Raw genomic sequence first — 17,434 nt, forward strand, 5'->3', positions numbered from 1 at the left:
CTCTCATATTCCTAACACATTGAACATATCGTAGAATCCAGGTTTTTGTTTTATAACAAATTCAACCGCTTTGACAGAACCAACACCAAAAGTTTTTCGATCTTGTGCCTTATGAGTGATCTCGATCCTTTCTTCGGGAGAAAAAAAGTAAACGGTATGTTCGCCGACAACTTCACCCGCTCGCATTGTATGGACTCCAATTTCCTTGGTTGAACGTTCTGGATAGATTCCATGCCTTCCATAGATCACGTCTGATTCTTTTCTTTCCAATGCTTGCACCAAAACTTCTTTGATTTTGTTTGCAGTTCCAGATGGAGAATCCTTCTTGTGACGATGATGAATATCCAATACTTCTACATCAAAATCATCGCCTAGCACTTTTGCTGCGATCTCGGTCAATTTGAAAAGAAGGTTTACACCGACTGACATATTTGGTGAGAGAACAATGGGAATCGAATTGGATGCGTCTTCAATTTTTTTTTTCTGAGCAGAGGTAAGTCCAGTAAGCCCAATTACGAGAGGCTTATTGTATTGGAGGCAAAGAGATAAAACTTTCTCCAAACCATCTACACTACTAAAATCTATAACCCCATCGCTGTTTTGAATCGCTTCCTCAAGATCAGATGTAAATTTCACTCCATTCTCTTTGATTCCACAATGCAAACCTGAGTCAAAACCTATAGAATAAGAATCTGGACGAACGACTGCATAAGCGAGGCTCGATTCTTGCGTATTGCTTATAGCCTGGGTTATGGCTCGCCCCATTCTTCCCCCGGCACCAATAAGAGCTATCTTATTCAAGTCCTTCCTCTCTCAGGGAAAGAATGATTTTCTTGAATTGGTCTGCTTGCTCACCCAGTGTTAAGCTTGTCATAGGAAGTCTCAGTTCATTCTTACAATAACCTAACCAACTCATGGCTGCCTTTACTGGGATCGGATTCGTTTCCATGAAAGCTGATTGAAAAACTGGCATTAGCTTGAAATAAATTTTTCTAGATTCCTCAAGCTTTCCTTCATTCCAGAGGTTCACCATTTTGACAATCGATGCAGGGAAAATATTAGACACAACGGATACAACCCCTTTACCTCCGATCGCAAGAACAGGAATTGTTAAATTATCATCACCCGAAAGCAAGGTAAAATCTCCTGGCAGAACTGAGGTCAATTTTGCCATAAAACCGAGATCACCGGTTGCTTCTTTGATACAGCGTATCTGTTTGTGGCGGGAAAGTCTGAGGACAGTATCAACCGTCAGAGAGACACTCGTTCTTCCTGGAATATTGTAGAGCATAATTGGTTTGGAAGACTGCTCTGCAATTTCCCAAAAATGTCGATAGAGACCTTCTTGGGTTGGTTTGTTATAGTAAGGATTGACAGATAGAACTCCGTCTACCCCGTCATCGCAGGCTTTTTTTGTAAGTTCTATTGCCTCGGCAGTGGAGTTGGATCCAGTCCCCGCGACAACCTTGACTCGACCTTTTACATACTCAACCGTTCGACGGATGAGTTCACTGTGTTCGTCATGATCCAGAGTTGGGGATTCTCCTGTAGTTCCGCAAGGTACAATCCCTGAGATTCCCGATTGGATTTGGTTATCCAAAATTCGAAAATAATTATCGTAATCGATTTTATTATCAGAAAATGGTGTGATGATGGCTGTATAAACGCCCTGAAACATAAGAATACACTGGATAAAGTGGTAGATTTTGTCAAGAAAGTCCGAGTGCTAGAAACGAAAGTTGTATTTTATATGCCCTTTTGCCTCGGACATACCTCCAAAATCAACATGTCGGAAACCAGGATCGAATCCAATATCCAGAGTTTCGGAATCCAAGCCCATCCAAAGCAGTGCAAACGAAGAAAAGAACATAAACGCAGCCCCATAAATCATTGGACCGCCTCGGAATTTTCCACCTTGCCGATCCAATCCCAGATCACCCGCCCATCTTCGGTTACGATCTGCTCTCGCGACGACTTCATTTATCTTATAAGTTTCGTAAAAATAAACACCTGCTGCAAGATCAGGATTGGCTTCATTCAATGCAACTATGGTCGAAACATTAACCAGTGTTATCTGCGGTCTGAGACCGTCAGTGATCCTATTGGCTTCATACTGTAGATAGGCATGAGCCGCATAAAATAATAGTCCAGAATACAAAGTATAAACAGAAAAGTCTTTATAAGTATAATCTAGAAATACAAAATCCTTATTTTTATAGTAGATTTCCGAATCTCCTACCCGCAACTTAACTTGAAGCTTTTGATCTTTCCCTGATTCTAGATTAACACCCGTAAAATGATCAACATATTCATCCTTGCTCACTCTCAATCGATTTTTACCAGCTGACACTTTCACTTTATTGAGCGGAGTCACACCAATTTTTGTAATACCCAAGTAGACATCAGCTCCCGAAGGATCTGATGTCACAGAAATATATGCAGTTTTATCAAGAGGTTTAAGGGCAAATTGAAAATTGGTATTTTGGCGGGCTCCGATTTCGATTTCTTTTTTTATTTCTTGGAAGCCATTTTTGGATATAAATACTTCATGTTTTCCATCTAAAATAGGATGAGAAATCAATGGAGTCTTACCAACATAATAGTCATCAATAAAAACTAAAGCTCCTGGTTCGGAGCCCGAATCGATTGAAATTTGCGAGAGAGGTTTAACGATTAATGATTTCTTGAGCTTTTCTGCAAGTGGGTACATTTCTTGGAATGCTCGTTTCAAACTTGTTGAATGATTTTCTGTTCTTAGCTTACCATTCCATAGATTATTCAATTCCACTTTTGTTGTAATTGAATCTCCGCCTGTCTGCGTGAATTCTCCAGTCACAACATAAAAACAATTGAATTTACTTCCTAGGGCAATAGCATTTTCTGAATCAGCGATTTCTGCGAATTCGCGTTCATATTGAACTGTGATTGGAACGTATCTAGGATCCTTCCTTGGAAGCTCTTTCGATTCACCAGATAATAATTTATCTAAGTCATCTTGCAAATATTCCGACTTTCTTCTCTGAATGGATTCGAGGCCACCACCTTCCAATTCCCGAATGAGTTTTGTTTTGGATTCCTTTTCGTTCTTGCTTTTGTCTTTCTTGTTACCCATTTGGTGTCGTATAACATTGAATACAATATTCTCATCATAGATATATCCAATCTTTCGAATTTCAGTAACAAGGATTGCAGGGATTCCAGTTCTTAGATACTCGAGACCTTTTGCTTCACTCGAATTACGAAATGGGAAAAAACATATCTTTCTTGATTCTTCCACTTCAACTTGCTTAGGAGTATAAACTTCTGTGAGATTGTATAGCTCATCTACACTTAACAGTGGAGAGATGGAGATTCCAATCAGACAAAATGTTAGAAGAATCGAAATAGGTTTTCTCATTTCCTTCCTAGTCCAACTACTAATAGGATAATTCCAATCACAGGAACAAAAACAGCCGTCGGACTCAATTGAAAATAATCACCCGAGAAAGCAATTTGTTCACCGAGACCTGGCCCAAGATAATCGCCCGCCCAATTCACTCCAAGGTAACTAAAGATTGCAAGTGCCATAATCACGGTTGGCACTCCAGTTATAAAAAGATACCACAACATAGAACTAAGGCCTGGAATTATATGATAAATAAAAACATGTGACTTAGTTGCACCCATCGCAAACGAAGCCTGAACATAACCTCCGTTCTGGATCTCACGCAATTTAGCTTTCATGGATTCGTAAGACATAGCCCAATCAGAGAGAACGATTGCAATGGGTAAAGAAAAAAATCCAGCCCCAAGACTTGCAACTACTAGCAGTGCTATGAGTAGTGATGGAATCGACAAAAATACATATGCGAGTTGATCCATTATAAATCCAAAACTTTTGCCTAGGATATATCCAAATAATGTAACGCATAAAGAAAAAATCAAAGTGATTAATCGTGCAGGTAAGGCGATCAAAACTGTTGATACAACTCCATAAGAATACATAGCAAAAACATCTCGTCCCAATCGATCACACCCAAGAAAATTATTCCAAGATTCGAAAGCAGGTTTATTGACCAAGTCTAAATCAATTCCAGTGGGAGCGGAATTCAATAGAATTCCCAATAATACGCTAGAAAACAAAATAAATCGAATGAGCCAGATCATCGAAATCAATTGCTACTTCCTTCAGCCAATTGCAACATACGCTTCTGATAGTGAAGAACCGTTCTATTGAGTATATAGAAAATAACTCCCGAATAGATTATCAAGGATTGTAACAATTCCTTATCCATAGCTCGAATGGAATAATACAATGATCTGCCAATTCCAGGGAAAAAAAATATTTCTTCTACGACGATCGCTCCAGAAATCAATGAACCCAGATCCAGGACAATCAGAACCAAAAAAGTTGGAAAAATTTTGGTGAAAAGATGCTTGTATAGAATGATTCGCTTAGGCATTCCACGAGTAAGAAGCAAAACAAAATAGGGAGATTCCATCTCCGACCTTGCCTCTCGACTTAGATAAAGCTGCAATCTTGCATAAACTCGAATTCCAAGACTGATTCCAGGTAATACCAAATAGCGTATGTCAAATGGTTCGTAGCCTCCCGGTGGCAGAACTTCTAATTTATAGAAAAATACAATCAATAAAACGACCGAAAAAATAAACACAGGAGTAGAAAGTATGAAACCAGAAATGGAATCCAAGGCGTTTAATATTTTCGGGAAGGCGACCGATTCCAATGTGAGAAAAATAGAAAATAGAATTCCGAAAGTTATCGCAAATAGAGCAAGCTGCAGAGTTGGAATGATTCTCTCCGCAATATGACTATAAATTGATTCGCCATTTTCCGTCAAACCACCGCTAGTTGAGAATAATCGTTGCAATAAATCAAAAAAATCTTGGTGGAAACTCTGTGATCTGTTGATTTCTTCAATGCTTTCCTGTGAAATACCTGAATCAGCATACAGATAGGCTCTATCAGTTATTCTTAGGCGAACTAAACTGACAGCCAACAGGCAAATGAGTATTAAAAAAAATAGAAAACGGACGACTTCTCTAGCCAATTGCAAGTATATTTTTTATTTCCTCTAAAGATTTAGCGGATACAATTTTTTCTCTTTCCTCTGGTTGGTTGAGAGTCTTCGCTATCATAGCGAGTGTTTTAATATGTTCTTGGAATTTTGCTTTTGGGACAACTAACAGAATAAATATGTGAACTGGTTTACTATCTATGGATTCGAATTCGATTCCTTCCCTCGAAATTGCCATAATAGATTTGAGGTCTTCAACAATTGATACCGAACAATGCGGGATCGCAACTCCACTACCAATTCCAGTAGACATAGACTTCTCACGATGCAATAAAGCATCCACCACATCACTTCGCTTAGAGGATTCTAGCTGACCAATGGTCACCATATGATCTACCATCTTCTGGATGACTTCGTCCTTACTCGTAGCTTGGAAATCGAACAGAATATTATTCTCATTCAGTATATCTAATAGATGATTCATGATTGCACTCTACTTATTTGGTCCCGTATCAACAATATATTTCAAAAATAATCCTTCCAGCACAAAATAGAAAAAGATCACAAGAAAAAAAGGATATTGATATTGAGTCGCATATTTTACCATAACAACGATCCCAATCAAAATGATAAAAACAATTTGATTCATCCAAATTGCTCCATAACGGTTGGTTCCTGGAGCCAACACAGCGAGAGAAAAGATAGTCCCTGAAACGAGCGCTATCTTCAAGTTAAGGTCAAATCCTTGGGGTTGAAAAAATAAATACGAAATCGCAAATATCCAAATCATAGAATAGATTACAATGGGTCTTCTAAAAACTACCAAGCTAATTGATGTGACGGCAAAGAATCCAAAAGATTCTAATAAACTAATTCGATTCAATCCCATAATCCCAATGGAATCCTGCACAATGGATCCTGTTTTCTCAATCCATATAAAAGTTATTTCACTGATTGCGAATCCAGAAATTGACATAGCCAATGATAAGATAAATAACAATAGAAGTGGAATTAAAAATAATGGAATATAAATACGTTTTGTTCTTAAGAAATAAATGACGATCCAACTAATCAAAAACGAAGCAATAACCCAGATTGGATTCATCCACTCAACGGGTACCAATAAATAATAGAATAACGTTTGACTGAGAGCTCCAATTGTATAAATGTAGTGCTTGCTTTTTCTAAGAAAAACAAGAATCAAAATACTCAGAACAAGTAATCCAATCAATGAATATAGGAAAGCTGTTGGAGATCCAATTAATGAAAAAATGGAAAATACAAAAACTGTTATAAAAAATAAAAAATCATAAATGATTTCTGTATTCCGAATTCCCCAATACTTACTTGTGAGAACCAATCTATTCATTTGCATTCCCTAATTTTGACACCAGAATTTTCTTCTGAATATCAATACCTGATGGGCATAAAGCTGTGCAAATTCCACATTCAACACAAAGATTTTTCTGGAATTCTCGATTATTTAATATGAGTCCCAATGGATTGGCGCCTGTCGGACAGAATGTATTGCAATCAAAACATTCTGTACAAGGCAATTCCAAAAAATCCCGAGGCTTACTTTGATAGAATGTTAAACTGTTTTCTTCATATATATCAAAATAGTGATCCTTTACATTCGTTAGGATTTCTGTAGGTTGAAAAAAATTTCCAATAGAAAAAGACTTATATTTTTTCTTGAAAAGCTTTTCTGTAAATTGAAATGATTGTCCGTTTGATAGAAGAAAATTTCGTTCCCGTGCATCCAATGATCCATTGGAATCAATACAAAAAACTGCCAGATGTCGCTTAGTAAATGCTAAATCAAAATATAATGCACGAATCAAATGCCAAATTGTCTCACTACCCAAATAAAATATGCGATTCGAATCATTAAGATTACTCAGGACTTTGAATCCGGCTATATATTCAATGAAATAATTGGGAATTCCCATAGGATACGAATACTTCTTTGGATCTAAATGGAAGTAGCTGTGAATTTTTCGTTCTGGGAAAAGTTTAGTAAATAAATTCTCAACTAACTTTAATTCATTTGAATAATCATTTTGGATCAACTTTTGAAAATCAGGAGATCGATTTCTTGAGTAAGGAGATAAAATCAGTTCAGCATTAGCTGTGGATGCAAATTGAGAGAGATAATCCCATAATGGAGTATCAGGAAAGTCTAAGGAATAGATTCCGTTTTTTTCTAAACGATTGAAGAAACCATTTGAATTGAAATTCTCATCTATGAATTCATTTTTGTTTTCTAGTCCACCATCTTGAGTGATTTTGAAATAATTTCTTTCTCCAGCATTGAACTCTGCTATGCCGTTGGATGATGATAGGATTTTTCTGTTGCCTACAAAAGCGATGGGGTCGCCAAGCCTCACTCGACGTGGGAACTCACCGACGAGTCTGCATTCGCCATCTACAAAAATTCTAAAACTACCTTCTAGTAGGTATTCGTTCCTTTCCCCTTTTTCGTGAAACTTTCGAGAAAAAGAACGTAGTTGCCTTGGAAAGCGCAAAGTTTTAGCTAGCGGTTTTTACCATATAGATTTCGTCTTTGATTGGTAATTCTTTCTTAAGATTCTTAATATAAGGAAGAATATCACCCATTTCTTCGTAAAATTCACAATCAGTCTGCATTCTTCGAGCAACGGTAAAATATTTGTATAATTTCTCTTCACCAGAGCGCTTAGACCACTTCTTCTTGTTGCATTTTACACGTAGAATGTACTTATCCTGCTCAGATTCATAATTTCTAACAACAACACATTGCAAACAATTTGCACAGTAAACCTTCTCGCTCATTCGAATTCCTTACCCTTTGGTTTGAAAGTACCAGACTTTATGAAACATGTCCCTTGTCAAGCTAGATTGGCTGTGACTTCAGTCTGTAGGACATTCCGTTTTCTATATTTCCACAATGATTCACGAACCGATTGAATCGCAACAAAGTAGAAACCTATCGTATACATAGATAGGAAACCTAATATATATGGTTTACCCAAAACTATAGATAGAAATATACAGAACAAACAATAACTTCCCATGAAGAATTCCAAAACAACATGTCGATCCAATGGAAGACTATAAAGAATTCTATCTTTAACATTGTCGCTGCTGGATTCAATTTTCAATTTAGGAGTTCTCTTAAAACCAGATTGGATTCCAAGCATTGCTTCAAGCCAAGCTCTTGTATTCACAACTGCGATTCCTGTTCCAATCATTACCATGACTGGAAGAAATCCCAATCTTCTTTTCCAATTTTTGTAAAGCTCTCTTTGAGAATAGGCATAGAACACCAGTGGTCCAATTGATCCTATTGATAGAACAACGGCTGTTGCACCGAGCACTTCCATAGGTAGCGCATAGAAATCAATTCCTGCCCAGTATTCCAATAGCAAAAGAGGAGCAGTCAATAAAATATTAACAATCATCAATGGATGAACTGAGTAATTGATCAAGTGAGTGATCGCTTCCATTTTGGTTGCTCTAGGTAAATCGGCTTTCCAGATTCTTGGAAGCAATTTGACAGCAGTCTGAATACTTCCCTTGCACCAACGAAATTGTTGGGATTTATATGCATTCATAGTCGCAGGAATTTCCGCTTTACATACAACATCTTTTAGATATCTGAATTTCCATCCTTTCATCTCAGCGCGATACGAAAGATCAAAGTCTTCTGTCAGCGTATCATGTTCCCATCCACCCGAATCTTTGATACAGGATGTTCTCCAAATTCCAGCTGTTCCATTGAAATTCATCCAAAGCCCTGAACCATTTCTTGCAACCTGCTCAATCATGAAATGACCATCGATACCATAACTTTGTGCTTTTGTTAGCAGGTTAAAAGTTTGGTTCAAATGACCCCATCTTGTTTGGACCATGCCAATATTCGGATCTTCGAAATAACCAAGTGTTTTGTATAGAAATTCTGGGTCTGGAACGAAATCGGAATCGAAAATTGCGATATATTCACCTTGTGCTCGATTCATTCCTTCATCCAAAGCACCTGCTTTGTAACCATGATTTTTGGTTCGATGAATATGCTCGATCCAATGACCCAACTTCGCATAGTGCTTCACAAGATTGAATGCCTTATCCTTGCTCTCATCGGTTGAATCATCCAACACTTGGATTTGTAATTTGCTCTTAGGATATTTGATGGCAATAGTTGATTCGATCAATCTATCTATGACATAGAATTCATTGTAAACAGGAAGCTGGATTGTAACGATCGGATAGTCTTTTACCAGTTTAGGATTAAAATATTTTTCCGGATCAGAGTCACAGTTTTCTTTATTTTTGGCATAAAGATAAACCATAAAATATGTATGAATTCCAAAATAAAACAACAGGGCAATATCTATGAAGTAGATAGAGAAAAAGGCTATTAGTAGAGCAAAAGTCATAGTATTTCCATAAAAAAATAAAGAAATCATAGGTCAAGATCTTCTTGTGCAATGCAAAAAGAAAATTCTAGGTTGGGAAAAAAATATTCTTTGCAAGGTTTAGCCAGGGCAATTAACATCTAGTCCTGTGCGAACTCTTAAGGAAATTTATTTACCTTTTTTTGAAATATTCAATTCGCTATTTCTCGGTGCCTTCTTTTACTATTTGATCGAGATTCTAATCAAGGAAGCTCCGGATACTGGTGTCTGGATCGGTTCTTTTCCTGAATTTATTCTAATTCCAATGATTAGCTTTCTAATCGGTTTTTTTCTGAATTGGATTATAGATTCTAATTCGAAAAAATATTTAGAAATACTTTCCGCATTATTTTTGTTAGCTATTTTAATTTATGTAATCATGACTATTTCTAGACCTGTATTGCTTGAGACAGTATTTTTTTTAAATACTGTCAGGTCAGTGATTGGTGGTTTTTTCTTGTGTTTGGGAATATTAACCGCGGGGTTTAGAGATGCACAGAAAGGTGGATTTTTCTTAGGTATATTTATTTTTGCTTTTGTAAGTTTATTCTTTAGTTTTCCACTAAACAATCTTAAACATATATTTCTTTTTGTTGGTTTTCCTTTTCTTATCAATTCTATTTTGAAAAATTTTATTCATTTAGAAAATCAATTTCTCCCAAGGCGATCAATAAAAAAAGAATACCCACCCTTCCAAGGTTTATATGGATCTTTTTATATTCTATTTCTAATCCATTCAGGAATTTCAGTATACTGCAATATGGGAGGACTATCTCTCAATGTTTCCTTATTTTTATTTTCCTATATTTCACTTAGAAGCTTTGCAATATACCGAGCACACGATGTAAATTACAGACAAGCTTTTATTCAAGGAAGAGTCATTCTAGTAATTAGCTTTATATTGTTTGCTGCGAGTTTTTCTTGGAATGTGTTTGGATCGGCAGTTTTTGTTTTATTAGGTGGGGCTTTGGGTTTTTATAAATCTGCAAGCTCAAGTAAGTCAAAAAAAATCAACAACCTTATGTTGGGTTCAATCGGGTTATGCAGTGGGATTGCAATAATATATTTTTCAAGAACAGGTTCATTGATCATTCATCTGGAGTTCTTGCTCGCGATCGCTGTTTTTATTCCCACGAATAGCTCTGTTCTATTGAATCCTATTTCGAGACATTTTCCAATACTCGCAACGATGCTTCTTTCCATATTTTTGTTTCAATACCCGAGCATTAAATCGAAACCAACCAAATTGCAAACTAAACCTACTTTATCTTCACCCTATCCATATCTACTGAGCAACTATTTTGAAGAGACATCGAAATATATTTTCATTAGATCGGGACTTCCATTTGATAACTTAGATGAATTCCCAGACATTGAAAAGTTGAATTCCAAAATTCCAGTACTTGGAGATTATCCGGATGATAGATTCCTTGTTTACTATTCGAGATATTTATATCGAGAAAAAATTCCCTATATTGTTGTATCAAATAAATTTCAAATAAATCTCGACCCGAACAGTTTTCCTATGTTCTATGAAGGTTTAGAAAAAAAAGAATATCCGGGATTCCTAATATACTACACTAGCAATCTAGAAACTCCGGATTGGAACTCTTCTCTTGCCAAAAACTGGAAGTTTACAAGCATACAATCCAAATTACAAGATTGGAATCAACCCAAAGAAGATTTTGTGTCCATCGGAAAAGAATTATACAAATGGGAAAACATTTCATCAGGAGAAATGAAGGAAGAGATTCGAATCTATAGGAATTTATTTTCTGAATCCATCAAGAATTTTTGCGATGATTACTATGCAAAAGCAATGCATTCAGAAGTTTTGGATTGTCTATTGACAAGTCTAGAATTTGGATCGCTTGATGCGAAATCTAAAGAAATGGCGTACGAATCGTTTAGCTTTTCTTCGCCTAATTTGCAAAGACTTCCATTGCTTGTGCATCTTAGCGAAGAAACAAAATACAAAATCCCGATTTATAAAAAACTCTATCCATTGTATGATTCGATGGAGAATTATTCCGAAGTATTAAAAATATTGGATCTTCTAATATCCCAATATAAAAATTCGGATGATAATTATGAGCTGGAAATGCTGCAAATTGAAAAAGCAAGGATATATATAAAGATGGATAAATTGGAAGATGCCTACTCTTTGATTGCTCCAGGTCTTAGAAACAATCCAAACTCCATATTTTGGAAAAGACTAAAAGATGAGTGGGATGCAAAAAGAGAAAACAAAAGACGATCGTGGATTCCTCAAGCTCCTGTAGAGACGAAAGGAATCTGACGATGATCGGTTAATAAATTATTTCTAAAAACAATTTATTTTATCTTTCTACGCTTCATATACATGGTTAAGGTTTTTCTTACTTCACCTTGAACTTTTTTCTTGAACATAGGCGTCCATCCAATAAACAAACCGGCTGTACCAAATGCCATTCTTGACCATTTCCAGAAAGGAAAACTATCCTTGTGCTTTATAATCTTTCCATCTTTGAATTCAAATTCAGCATGTATTTTATTATATACTGTGCGTCCAGTCTTGGAAAATTTATAAACCGCTTCCCAATCTGCAGAACCTTTTGTATCATCTGCTTGAGCATTTGTACATTCGATTGTACCTTGTGGATCCATACCTTCAATTAACATAGCCCACATTCCGTAAGCTTCTCTTCCCTTTAATCCAACAAAAGCTGGATCATCGAATTGAACGTCATCGTGGTAGCATGCTCCCATTGCGTCAGCTTTGCGATCGGAGAATGCTTTATAAAAATTTCTAATCAGTGTTTCATTTGGATGCATGAGGACTGATTTTCTTGGATAAGTATGAGGTTGACAAGTTTTTTTAATTCAGCTCTAAAAAATCCTGTAAAAAAAATCCGTGCATATTGTCACAATTCAACAATCATATCACTCGGCTTCAGCAACATCCCAATGATCTCGCCTCGTAGTTCGAAATGGTTGAGCGAGACTGTCTATCATAGATTCTAAACTTTTTATTCGTTCATCGGGTAACTTCTCCATAGATCTCTGCATTTCACAAGTCTCTGAAAGATCACAGCAGAATTCCGATTTACAATTTTGCCTTGCTCTCTGCAGTTCAGGAAAACTCATCTCAATCTCATCTTGTGTCAGATGCAAAAGTCCCCATTCTTTTATCCCAGGAGAATCTATAATTACAGTTCCATCATCATTAAAAAGTGCAAATGAATTGGTGGTAGTATGTTTTCCTTTATGTGTGGAACCGCTCACTTCTTGAGTTGGCGCAACAATCTTACCCGTAAGAATATTGACTAAAGTTGATTTACCCACTCCCGAGTTGCCAGTAAGAAAACAGACTTTCCCTTGGATTATAGATTTCAATTCATCAATTCCAGACAAATCGGTCATAGATATTGCGTGCGTTTTGTAGCCAATTGCTCTGTAATAATTTTGTCGACTCTCCAATTCTTCTGCATCCACAAGATCGCTCTTCGTAAAAACAATCATGGGCTCCATATTGGATACACTTACCGCCGCAAGAAATCGATCTATAAATCCAGATTTTGTTTCTGGATCTTTTAGTGAAGCGAGTACAATTGCGTAGTCCGCGTTGGAACATAGAGCATGACCGTCGCGAGGGCTAGATTTTCTCATGAGCAGAGATTTCCTTTCTTGTTTCGAGTGTATCATCCATTTGTCACCCGACTTTTCTGCCCATACCATATCACCTACAACAAATGGATGACGTTCTTCCTTAGCTTGAAGTCTTATCTTACCCTTGAGCACTGCTAGATGCGAGCCTAACTCTTGAGAATAAACTTCATAATATGCTCCAAAAATTCTCGAAATTCGAAATAATAAAAGTTCTTTAGGCATTGAGGAAATTTTTTCGAGACTGAAGGATTGATCAATCAGAATATTAGTTTCCTAATTTTCCTGTGATGTAAAACTCAGTAGGTTCAGTATCCGATGATTAGCAAACTTAGAAAATTAACCTATAGACATGAATTGGAATATGTATATCTACTGACAATTCTTGCAAATCTGATTGTATTGGTTACTTATCTTGTTTATCAATCAATGCCTGTTCTCTGGATAGGCATTGTTATTGTAAATACTCTACTCTATTCTTATCAACGAAGCCGCAATAGAAGAAAAAACGCACAAGTAGATAAGATTCTAAAGAAAAGTTACCGCAAAGCGGATCTAATGGAATATCTTTCTTCATTGGATGAATTCAAAAGTGCATTGATATCACTCAATGAACCTGAGGAAGTCTCTGCCAAAATTTGCAGCTACATAAAACAAGTGTTAAATTCTAGTCATGTCTATATTTATCTATGGGACGAGAGTTCTGGAGCGTTTTATCCTAAGCCAAAACCCGACGAAGTCGAATTGGATATTTTTTTCCATGTTTATGATCCATTTGTATTATGGCTATCTGATAATCCTCGAGTAGTAGTTGAACATGATCTCGATTCAATATTAGATAATTCCTATGTGACTCTAACGAAAGGTAAAGAGTTTTTCAAGCGAACTCAGTCCAAAATTGTTGTACCACTTGTTCTCAATAAAGGCCTTCTTGGAATTCTAACGATTGGTTCCAAATTATATCAGAATGGTGACTATCCCATTGACGACTATGAAAGGTTATCAGAAATTGTTGAGGTTTCGGTACTTAGTCTTTCGAATGCAACTTTCTATAAACAACTTATTTCTATGACAGAAACATTGGAAGCCAAGGTCAAAGAACGAACGCGCGAACTCGAAGACACCCAATCGCAATTGGTTATGTCTGAGAAAATGGCATCTCTCGGAGTGATGGTTGCAGGCATTGCTCATGAAATCAATACACCGGCCGGTGTTATCAATGCTGCATCAGATAACCTAGAAGGAAACGTTCTATTTACATTTCTTCATGTCGATGATCTCTTCGAGTCTTTGCAGAATAAAGATATACGCAAAAGTTTTAGAAAACTTCTTGTGAAATTATTGAGAGATCAACCTACCACAAAAATTGATCCTCGCAATAAGCTAAAACTAAAAAGAGAAATCAAAGACAGCTTAAAAAAATTCAATTTGGATGAGAAAGATTCGTCAGAGGCTTCGAATTTCTTAATCGACAATTCTATTCCTGAACTCATGGAAGATCTTGCAATTCTGTTCCAACTCAATTCAAGAAATCTTTATAATATACTAAAGAATGGCGTGAGTGCTGCAAGAAATATAAAAAATATAAAATACTCAATTCAAAATATTGTGAGAATTGTAAAAGCACTAAAATACTATTCCCATTTAGATCAATCTTCTTATGGCGAAACAGACTTAACGGACGGAATTGAGAATACTTTGATCATTCTTCACAGTCAGATAAAGCAAGGAATTGAAATCGAAAGAGATTATCATAATATTCCAAAAGTATACTGCAATATTGATGAATTGAACCAGGTCTGGACAAATCTTATCAATAACTCAATGCACGCTCTAAAAAAAATCACGAATCCGAAAATTACAATTTCCATTCAATCAGTTGATCTAGCTGGCAATCCATATGCAGTAGTGTCCATTCAAGACAATGGATCCGGCATACCAAAAGAAATTGTTGATCGTATATGGGATCCATTCTTTACAACAAAAGACCAAGGTGAAGGATCTGGTCTCGGACTTGGAATTGTAAAAGGTATTATTGAAAAGCACAAAGGAACAATCAAAGTTGAATCGGAACCAGGTAATACAAAATTTCTAGTCTACTTACCCATCGAAAAACCAAAGACAGATTGAAATTTTAAAATGCTACTACGGCAATTCCATTGGGTGAAGTTCCTGTAGGCAATGATCCAATAGGACTCAATTCGCCGGTTGTAGTATTGACCGAGAATGCTGAAATTGTTGAATTTCCATTATTCACAGTATAAACAAAAGCTCCCGATTCATCAATTGCAATACTTGTTGGTGCAGTTCCGGTTGACACTGAGCTAACTACAGTTAGACTCCCCGTTGTTGAATCTATGGTTGCTGTGCTAACCGTTGAAGGTGTATTATTGGTTATAAAAGCAAAGTCACCATTTTTCGAAAAGGCAATACTTCTGGGACTGTTGTCCGTAATAACTGTACCATTTGGAATTAAAACTCCATTGGATCGGTTGATGGAATACATTGATACAGTATTGGTTGAACTATTCGCAACATATAAAAAGTTTCCATTGGGATGGATTGAAATTCCGCGCGGACCGGTACCACAGGCAGTTGAGCCATTTAAATTTAATAATCCGTTTACTTGATTAATAGTAAATTGAGAAACTTGATTCCCCGAAAATTGAGTTGAGTAAACAAATTCGCCCTGTGGATCAATTGCAATTCCACCTAATCCACCAGCGGAAGTTGTAAAATTATTCGATGTTAAATTGCCAGTGGCTTGATCAACCAAATAATGATTCACAATACTGCCAGTATTATTTACAGCATAAACATATCGATTTTGCGGATCCACGGCAAGTCCTCTTGTGAGAGAACCAGAAGACATTCCAATCAAACCTAATGAATTCAGAGTTCCAATTCCTTTGTTTATGGAAAACATTGATAGGTTGTTTGCATTAGCATTTGTGACATAGACAAAGCCCAGAGTTCGGCTTGCGGCAATTCCAAAAGCACCGTCTCCTGCAGCAATACTACCTAAGGATGTTAATGCACCTGTTGTTAAATCGATCTTAAACAAGGAGACATTATCAGATGTCTCATTCGTTGTATAAACATATTGAGGAATTATAGTATAAACGGATGTTGATATTCCAGATGGATTGGCATTACTTCGACAAGAAATTGCTTTTACAGTGGACGTCTCTGAAATGGAAAATGCTTCACTATAAGAAATTCCATTACCACAATTTGATTCAGAGCAAATCGGATCAGATAGATCAACGGTGTAACAAATACGGGCACTTGAATTGTCAGTAGATATTGATATATTCTGAGTTTTGTAATAGGTTCCCTCAAGCGGGAGAATATTCGGAGTTGCTTGATTGGATAAATTTGAAGATGAATTGCTCCCACTACTACAGTGAGGTGAAAAATCCCCTAATAGCGCCTTCAGAAAAACTGAATCTCTAAAGGTTTCTGTAGATGGATCGCATGGATTGGAATATTTCGGACTATTGCAGTATAAGCATAAAACTGCAAAAAGAACAAAAAATAAAATCTTGCCTGAAATAATTATTTTCCAGACATTTATAGGAAAAAAGAAATAATGCCCAGCAATCTTCATAAGAATGTGAGCATAATATCTGATTTTAATTTGTCAAGAAATTATTGACCTTAATTAGTTAGAGTTATCTTCGTTTTCGAAATTATTTATTTCGCGACCATTTCTCTCCAGAAATTGGGAGTTGATGCAATCACACCTTCTGCGCCAAATAAAGAATTGGCAGCCTCTAAAGAAGCTAATCCAGGAGGTGTCTCCACCTCATAATAGTTTCTACCTGGAATATCTAATTTCTGCAAACTGCGAAGTCCACGCTTTGCAAAAAAAGCATCGGCTTGAGAAGCTGTAAAACTTGGAGCCAATTCAACCAATATATTTCCAGGAAGCGCCAAAAGCTGGCTACCTTTAATGGTTGTAAGCACAGGCGAAAAGCTAGAACTACTAGTTTGATTCAAATTCTTCGAGTAGCTAATCGAATCTCCACCAGCATTTGATTTCCATATCGTAGTATTGCCGTAAGTCTTAAGCATTGTTGCTGACGTATCAGATTTTATTATTATAGAATTGCTTAGATTTTTTTGACCCTGATTTGGTTTAGCAAATTCCGCAACGATCCCTGGTTCAACTTGTAAGTAAACTTTATCTGAACCGTCGTAGTAGTAAATACTTCCGGCTGTTTGAGCAATTGCAGGAGATACCATTGCAATCGCGAAAACTATTCCCACAAAGCCGATTGTCGTTGGTAAATGTTGCTTCATTGAATTGAAAATTGATTGATTCATATATTT

General features: G+C 36.5%; 16 protein-coding genes. 2 read left to right on the forward strand and 14 right to left on the reverse strand.

Annotation, left to right across the window (positions count from 1 at the left end; all coding sequences use genetic code 11):
- Nucleotides 1–3: 3 nt before the first annotated feature.
- The 10 genes from dapB to O4O04_RS15790 all read right to left on the reverse strand — a co-directional run bounded on the left by dapB (nucleotide 4) and on the right by O4O04_RS15790 (nucleotide 9,436).
- On the reverse strand, nucleotides 4–801 hold the full coding sequence (dapB, locus tag O4O04_RS15745; protein WP_272532740.1) for a 4-hydroxy-tetrahydrodipicolinate reductase: 798 nt from the start codon (nucleotides 799–801) through the stop codon (nucleotides 4–6).
- Entirely contained in the window at nucleotides 794–1,678 is an 885-nt protein-coding gene (gene dapA / locus O4O04_RS15750) for a 4-hydroxy-tetrahydrodipicolinate synthase (protein ID WP_272532741.1), read from the reverse strand. The genes dapB and dapA overlap by 8 nt, the downstream gene beginning before the upstream one ends.
- 48 nt (nucleotides 1,679–1,726) lie before the next feature.
- A complete protein-coding gene (locus O4O04_RS15755; protein WP_272532742.1) occupies nucleotides 1,727–3,397 on the reverse strand; it encodes a PEGA domain-containing protein in 1,671 nt (556 codons plus the stop codon).
- Nucleotides 3,394–4,146, reverse strand: a complete 753-nt coding sequence (locus O4O04_RS15760; protein WP_272536119.1) for an ABC transporter permease subunit — start codon at nucleotides 4,144–4,146, stop codon at nucleotides 3,394–3,396. The genes O4O04_RS15755 and O4O04_RS15760 overlap by 4 nt, the downstream gene beginning before the upstream one ends.
- Before the next feature lie 5 nt (nucleotides 4,147–4,151).
- Nucleotides 4,152–5,000: an ABC transporter permease subunit gene (locus O4O04_RS15765; protein ID WP_272532743.1), complete on the reverse strand. Its 849-nt coding sequence runs from the start codon at nucleotides 4,998–5,000 to the stop codon at nucleotides 4,152–4,154.
- 43 nt (nucleotides 5,001–5,043) lie between these two features.
- The gene (locus O4O04_RS15770) at nucleotides 5,044–5,502 is read right to left on the reverse strand and encodes a PTS sugar transporter subunit IIA (RefSeq protein ID WP_272532744.1); all 459 of its coding nucleotides are present in this window, start codon (nucleotides 5,500–5,502) and stop codon (nucleotides 5,044–5,046) included.
- Between the two features lie 9 nt (nucleotides 5,503–5,511).
- Entirely contained in the window at nucleotides 5,512–6,387 is an 876-nt protein-coding gene (locus O4O04_RS15775) for a hypothetical protein (protein ID WP_272532745.1), read from the reverse strand.
- Complete coding sequence (locus O4O04_RS15780) at nucleotides 6,380–7,408, reverse strand: 4Fe-4S dicluster domain-containing protein (protein WP_272532746.1); 1,029 nt, start codon at nucleotides 7,406–7,408, stop codon at nucleotides 6,380–6,382. Before O4O04_RS15780 ends, O4O04_RS15775 begins: the two co-directional genes overlap by 8 nt.
- Before the next feature lie 142 nt (nucleotides 7,409–7,550).
- Nucleotides 7,551–7,832 (reverse strand): hypothetical protein, encoded by a 282-nt coding sequence (locus O4O04_RS15785; protein WP_272532747.1) that lies wholly within the window; start codon nucleotides 7,830–7,832, stop codon nucleotides 7,551–7,553.
- A 56-nt stretch (nucleotides 7,833–7,888) separates the two neighbouring features.
- Nucleotides 7,889–9,436: a cellulose synthase family protein gene (locus tag O4O04_RS15790; protein ID WP_272532748.1), complete on the reverse strand. Its 1,548-nt coding sequence runs from the start codon at nucleotides 9,434–9,436 to the stop codon at nucleotides 7,889–7,891.
- Between the two features lie 205 nt (nucleotides 9,437–9,641).
- Between O4O04_RS15790 and O4O04_RS15795 the strand changes: the two genes are divergently transcribed.
- Entirely contained in the window at nucleotides 9,642–11,753 is a 2,112-nt protein-coding gene (locus O4O04_RS15795; protein WP_272532749.1) for a hypothetical protein, read from the forward strand.
- Between the two features lie 35 nt (nucleotides 11,754–11,788).
- On the opposite strand, the gene O4O04_RS15800 is transcribed toward O4O04_RS15795, so the two are convergent.
- Both O4O04_RS15800 and rsgA read right to left on the reverse strand, forming a co-directional pair.
- Nucleotides 11,789–12,268 carry a nuclear transport factor 2 family protein gene (locus tag O4O04_RS15800; RefSeq protein WP_272532750.1) on the reverse strand — a complete coding sequence of 160 codons (480 nt, stop codon included), beginning with the start codon at nucleotides 12,266–12,268 and terminating at the stop codon, nucleotides 11,789–11,791.
- Nucleotides 12,269–12,376: 108 nt separating this feature from the next.
- Nucleotides 12,377–13,324, reverse strand: coding sequence for a ribosome small subunit-dependent GTPase A (rsgA, locus tag O4O04_RS15805; RefSeq protein WP_272532751.1), 948 nt, complete (start codon nucleotides 13,322–13,324; stop codon nucleotides 12,377–12,379).
- 93 nt (nucleotides 13,325–13,417) lie between these two features.
- Between rsgA and O4O04_RS15810 the strand changes: the two genes are divergently transcribed.
- A complete protein-coding gene (locus O4O04_RS15810) occupies nucleotides 13,418–15,229 on the forward strand; it encodes an ATP-binding protein (protein WP_272532752.1) in 1,812 nt (603 codons plus the stop codon).
- Nucleotides 15,230–15,233: 4 nt separating this feature from the next.
- On the opposite strand, the gene O4O04_RS15815 is transcribed toward O4O04_RS15810, so the two are convergent.
- Nucleotides 15,234–16,709 (reverse strand): beta-propeller fold lactonase family protein, encoded by a 1,476-nt coding sequence (locus tag O4O04_RS15815; protein WP_272532753.1) that lies wholly within the window; start codon nucleotides 16,707–16,709, stop codon nucleotides 15,234–15,236.
- Between the two features lie 86 nt (nucleotides 16,710–16,795).
- The gene (locus tag O4O04_RS15820) at nucleotides 16,796–17,428 is read right to left on the reverse strand and encodes a hypothetical protein (RefSeq protein WP_272532754.1); all 633 of its coding nucleotides are present in this window, start codon (nucleotides 17,426–17,428) and stop codon (nucleotides 16,796–16,798) included.
- Between the last annotated feature and the right edge of the window lie 6 nt (nucleotides 17,429–17,434).

The organism is Leptospira sp. GIMC2001, from assembly GCF_028462125.1.
Classification (GTDB): Bacteria; Spirochaetota; Leptospiria; order Leptospirales; family Leptospiraceae.

Coding starts and splice junctions, on each gene's coding strand:
- dapA (WP_272532741.1), bottom strand. CDS start 1,678: ATGTTTCAGGGCGTTTATACAGCCATCATCACACCATTTTCTGATAAT.
- O4O04_RS15755 (WP_272532742.1), bottom strand. CDS start 3,397: ATGAGAAAACCTATTTCGATTCTTCTAACATTTTGTCTGATTGGAATC.
- O4O04_RS15760 (WP_272536119.1), bottom strand. CDS start 4,146: ATGATCTGGCTCATTCGATTTATTTTGTTTTCTAGCGTATTATTGGGA.
- O4O04_RS15770 (WP_272532744.1), bottom strand. CDS start 5,502: ATGAATCATCTATTAGATATACTGAATGAGAATAATATTCTGTTCGAT.
- O4O04_RS15775 (WP_272532745.1), bottom strand. CDS start 6,387: ATGAATAGATTGGTTCTCACAAGTAAGTATTGGGGAATTCGGAATACA.
- O4O04_RS15785 (WP_272532747.1), bottom strand. CDS start 7,832: ATGAGCGAGAAGGTTTACTGTGCAAATTGTTTGCAATGTGTTGTTGTT.
- O4O04_RS15790 (WP_272532748.1), bottom strand. CDS start 9,436: ATGACTTTTGCTCTACTAATAGCCTTTTTCTCTATCTACTTCATAGAT.
- O4O04_RS15800 (WP_272532750.1), bottom strand. CDS start 12,268: ATGCATCCAAATGAAACACTGATTAGAAATTTTTATAAAGCATTCTCC.
- rsgA (WP_272532751.1), bottom strand. CDS start 13,324: ATGCCTAAAGAACTTTTATTATTTCGAATTTCGAGAATTTTTGGAGCA.
- O4O04_RS15810 (WP_272532752.1), top strand. CDS start 13,418: ATGATTAGCAAACTTAGAAAATTAACCTATAGACATGAATTGGAATAT.
- O4O04_RS15815 (WP_272532753.1), bottom strand. CDS start 16,709: ATGAAGATTGCTGGGCATTATTTCTTTTTTCCTATAAATGTCTGGAAA.
- O4O04_RS15820 (WP_272532754.1), bottom strand. CDS start 17,428: ATGAATCAATCAATTTTCAATTCAATGAAGCAACATTTACCAACGACA.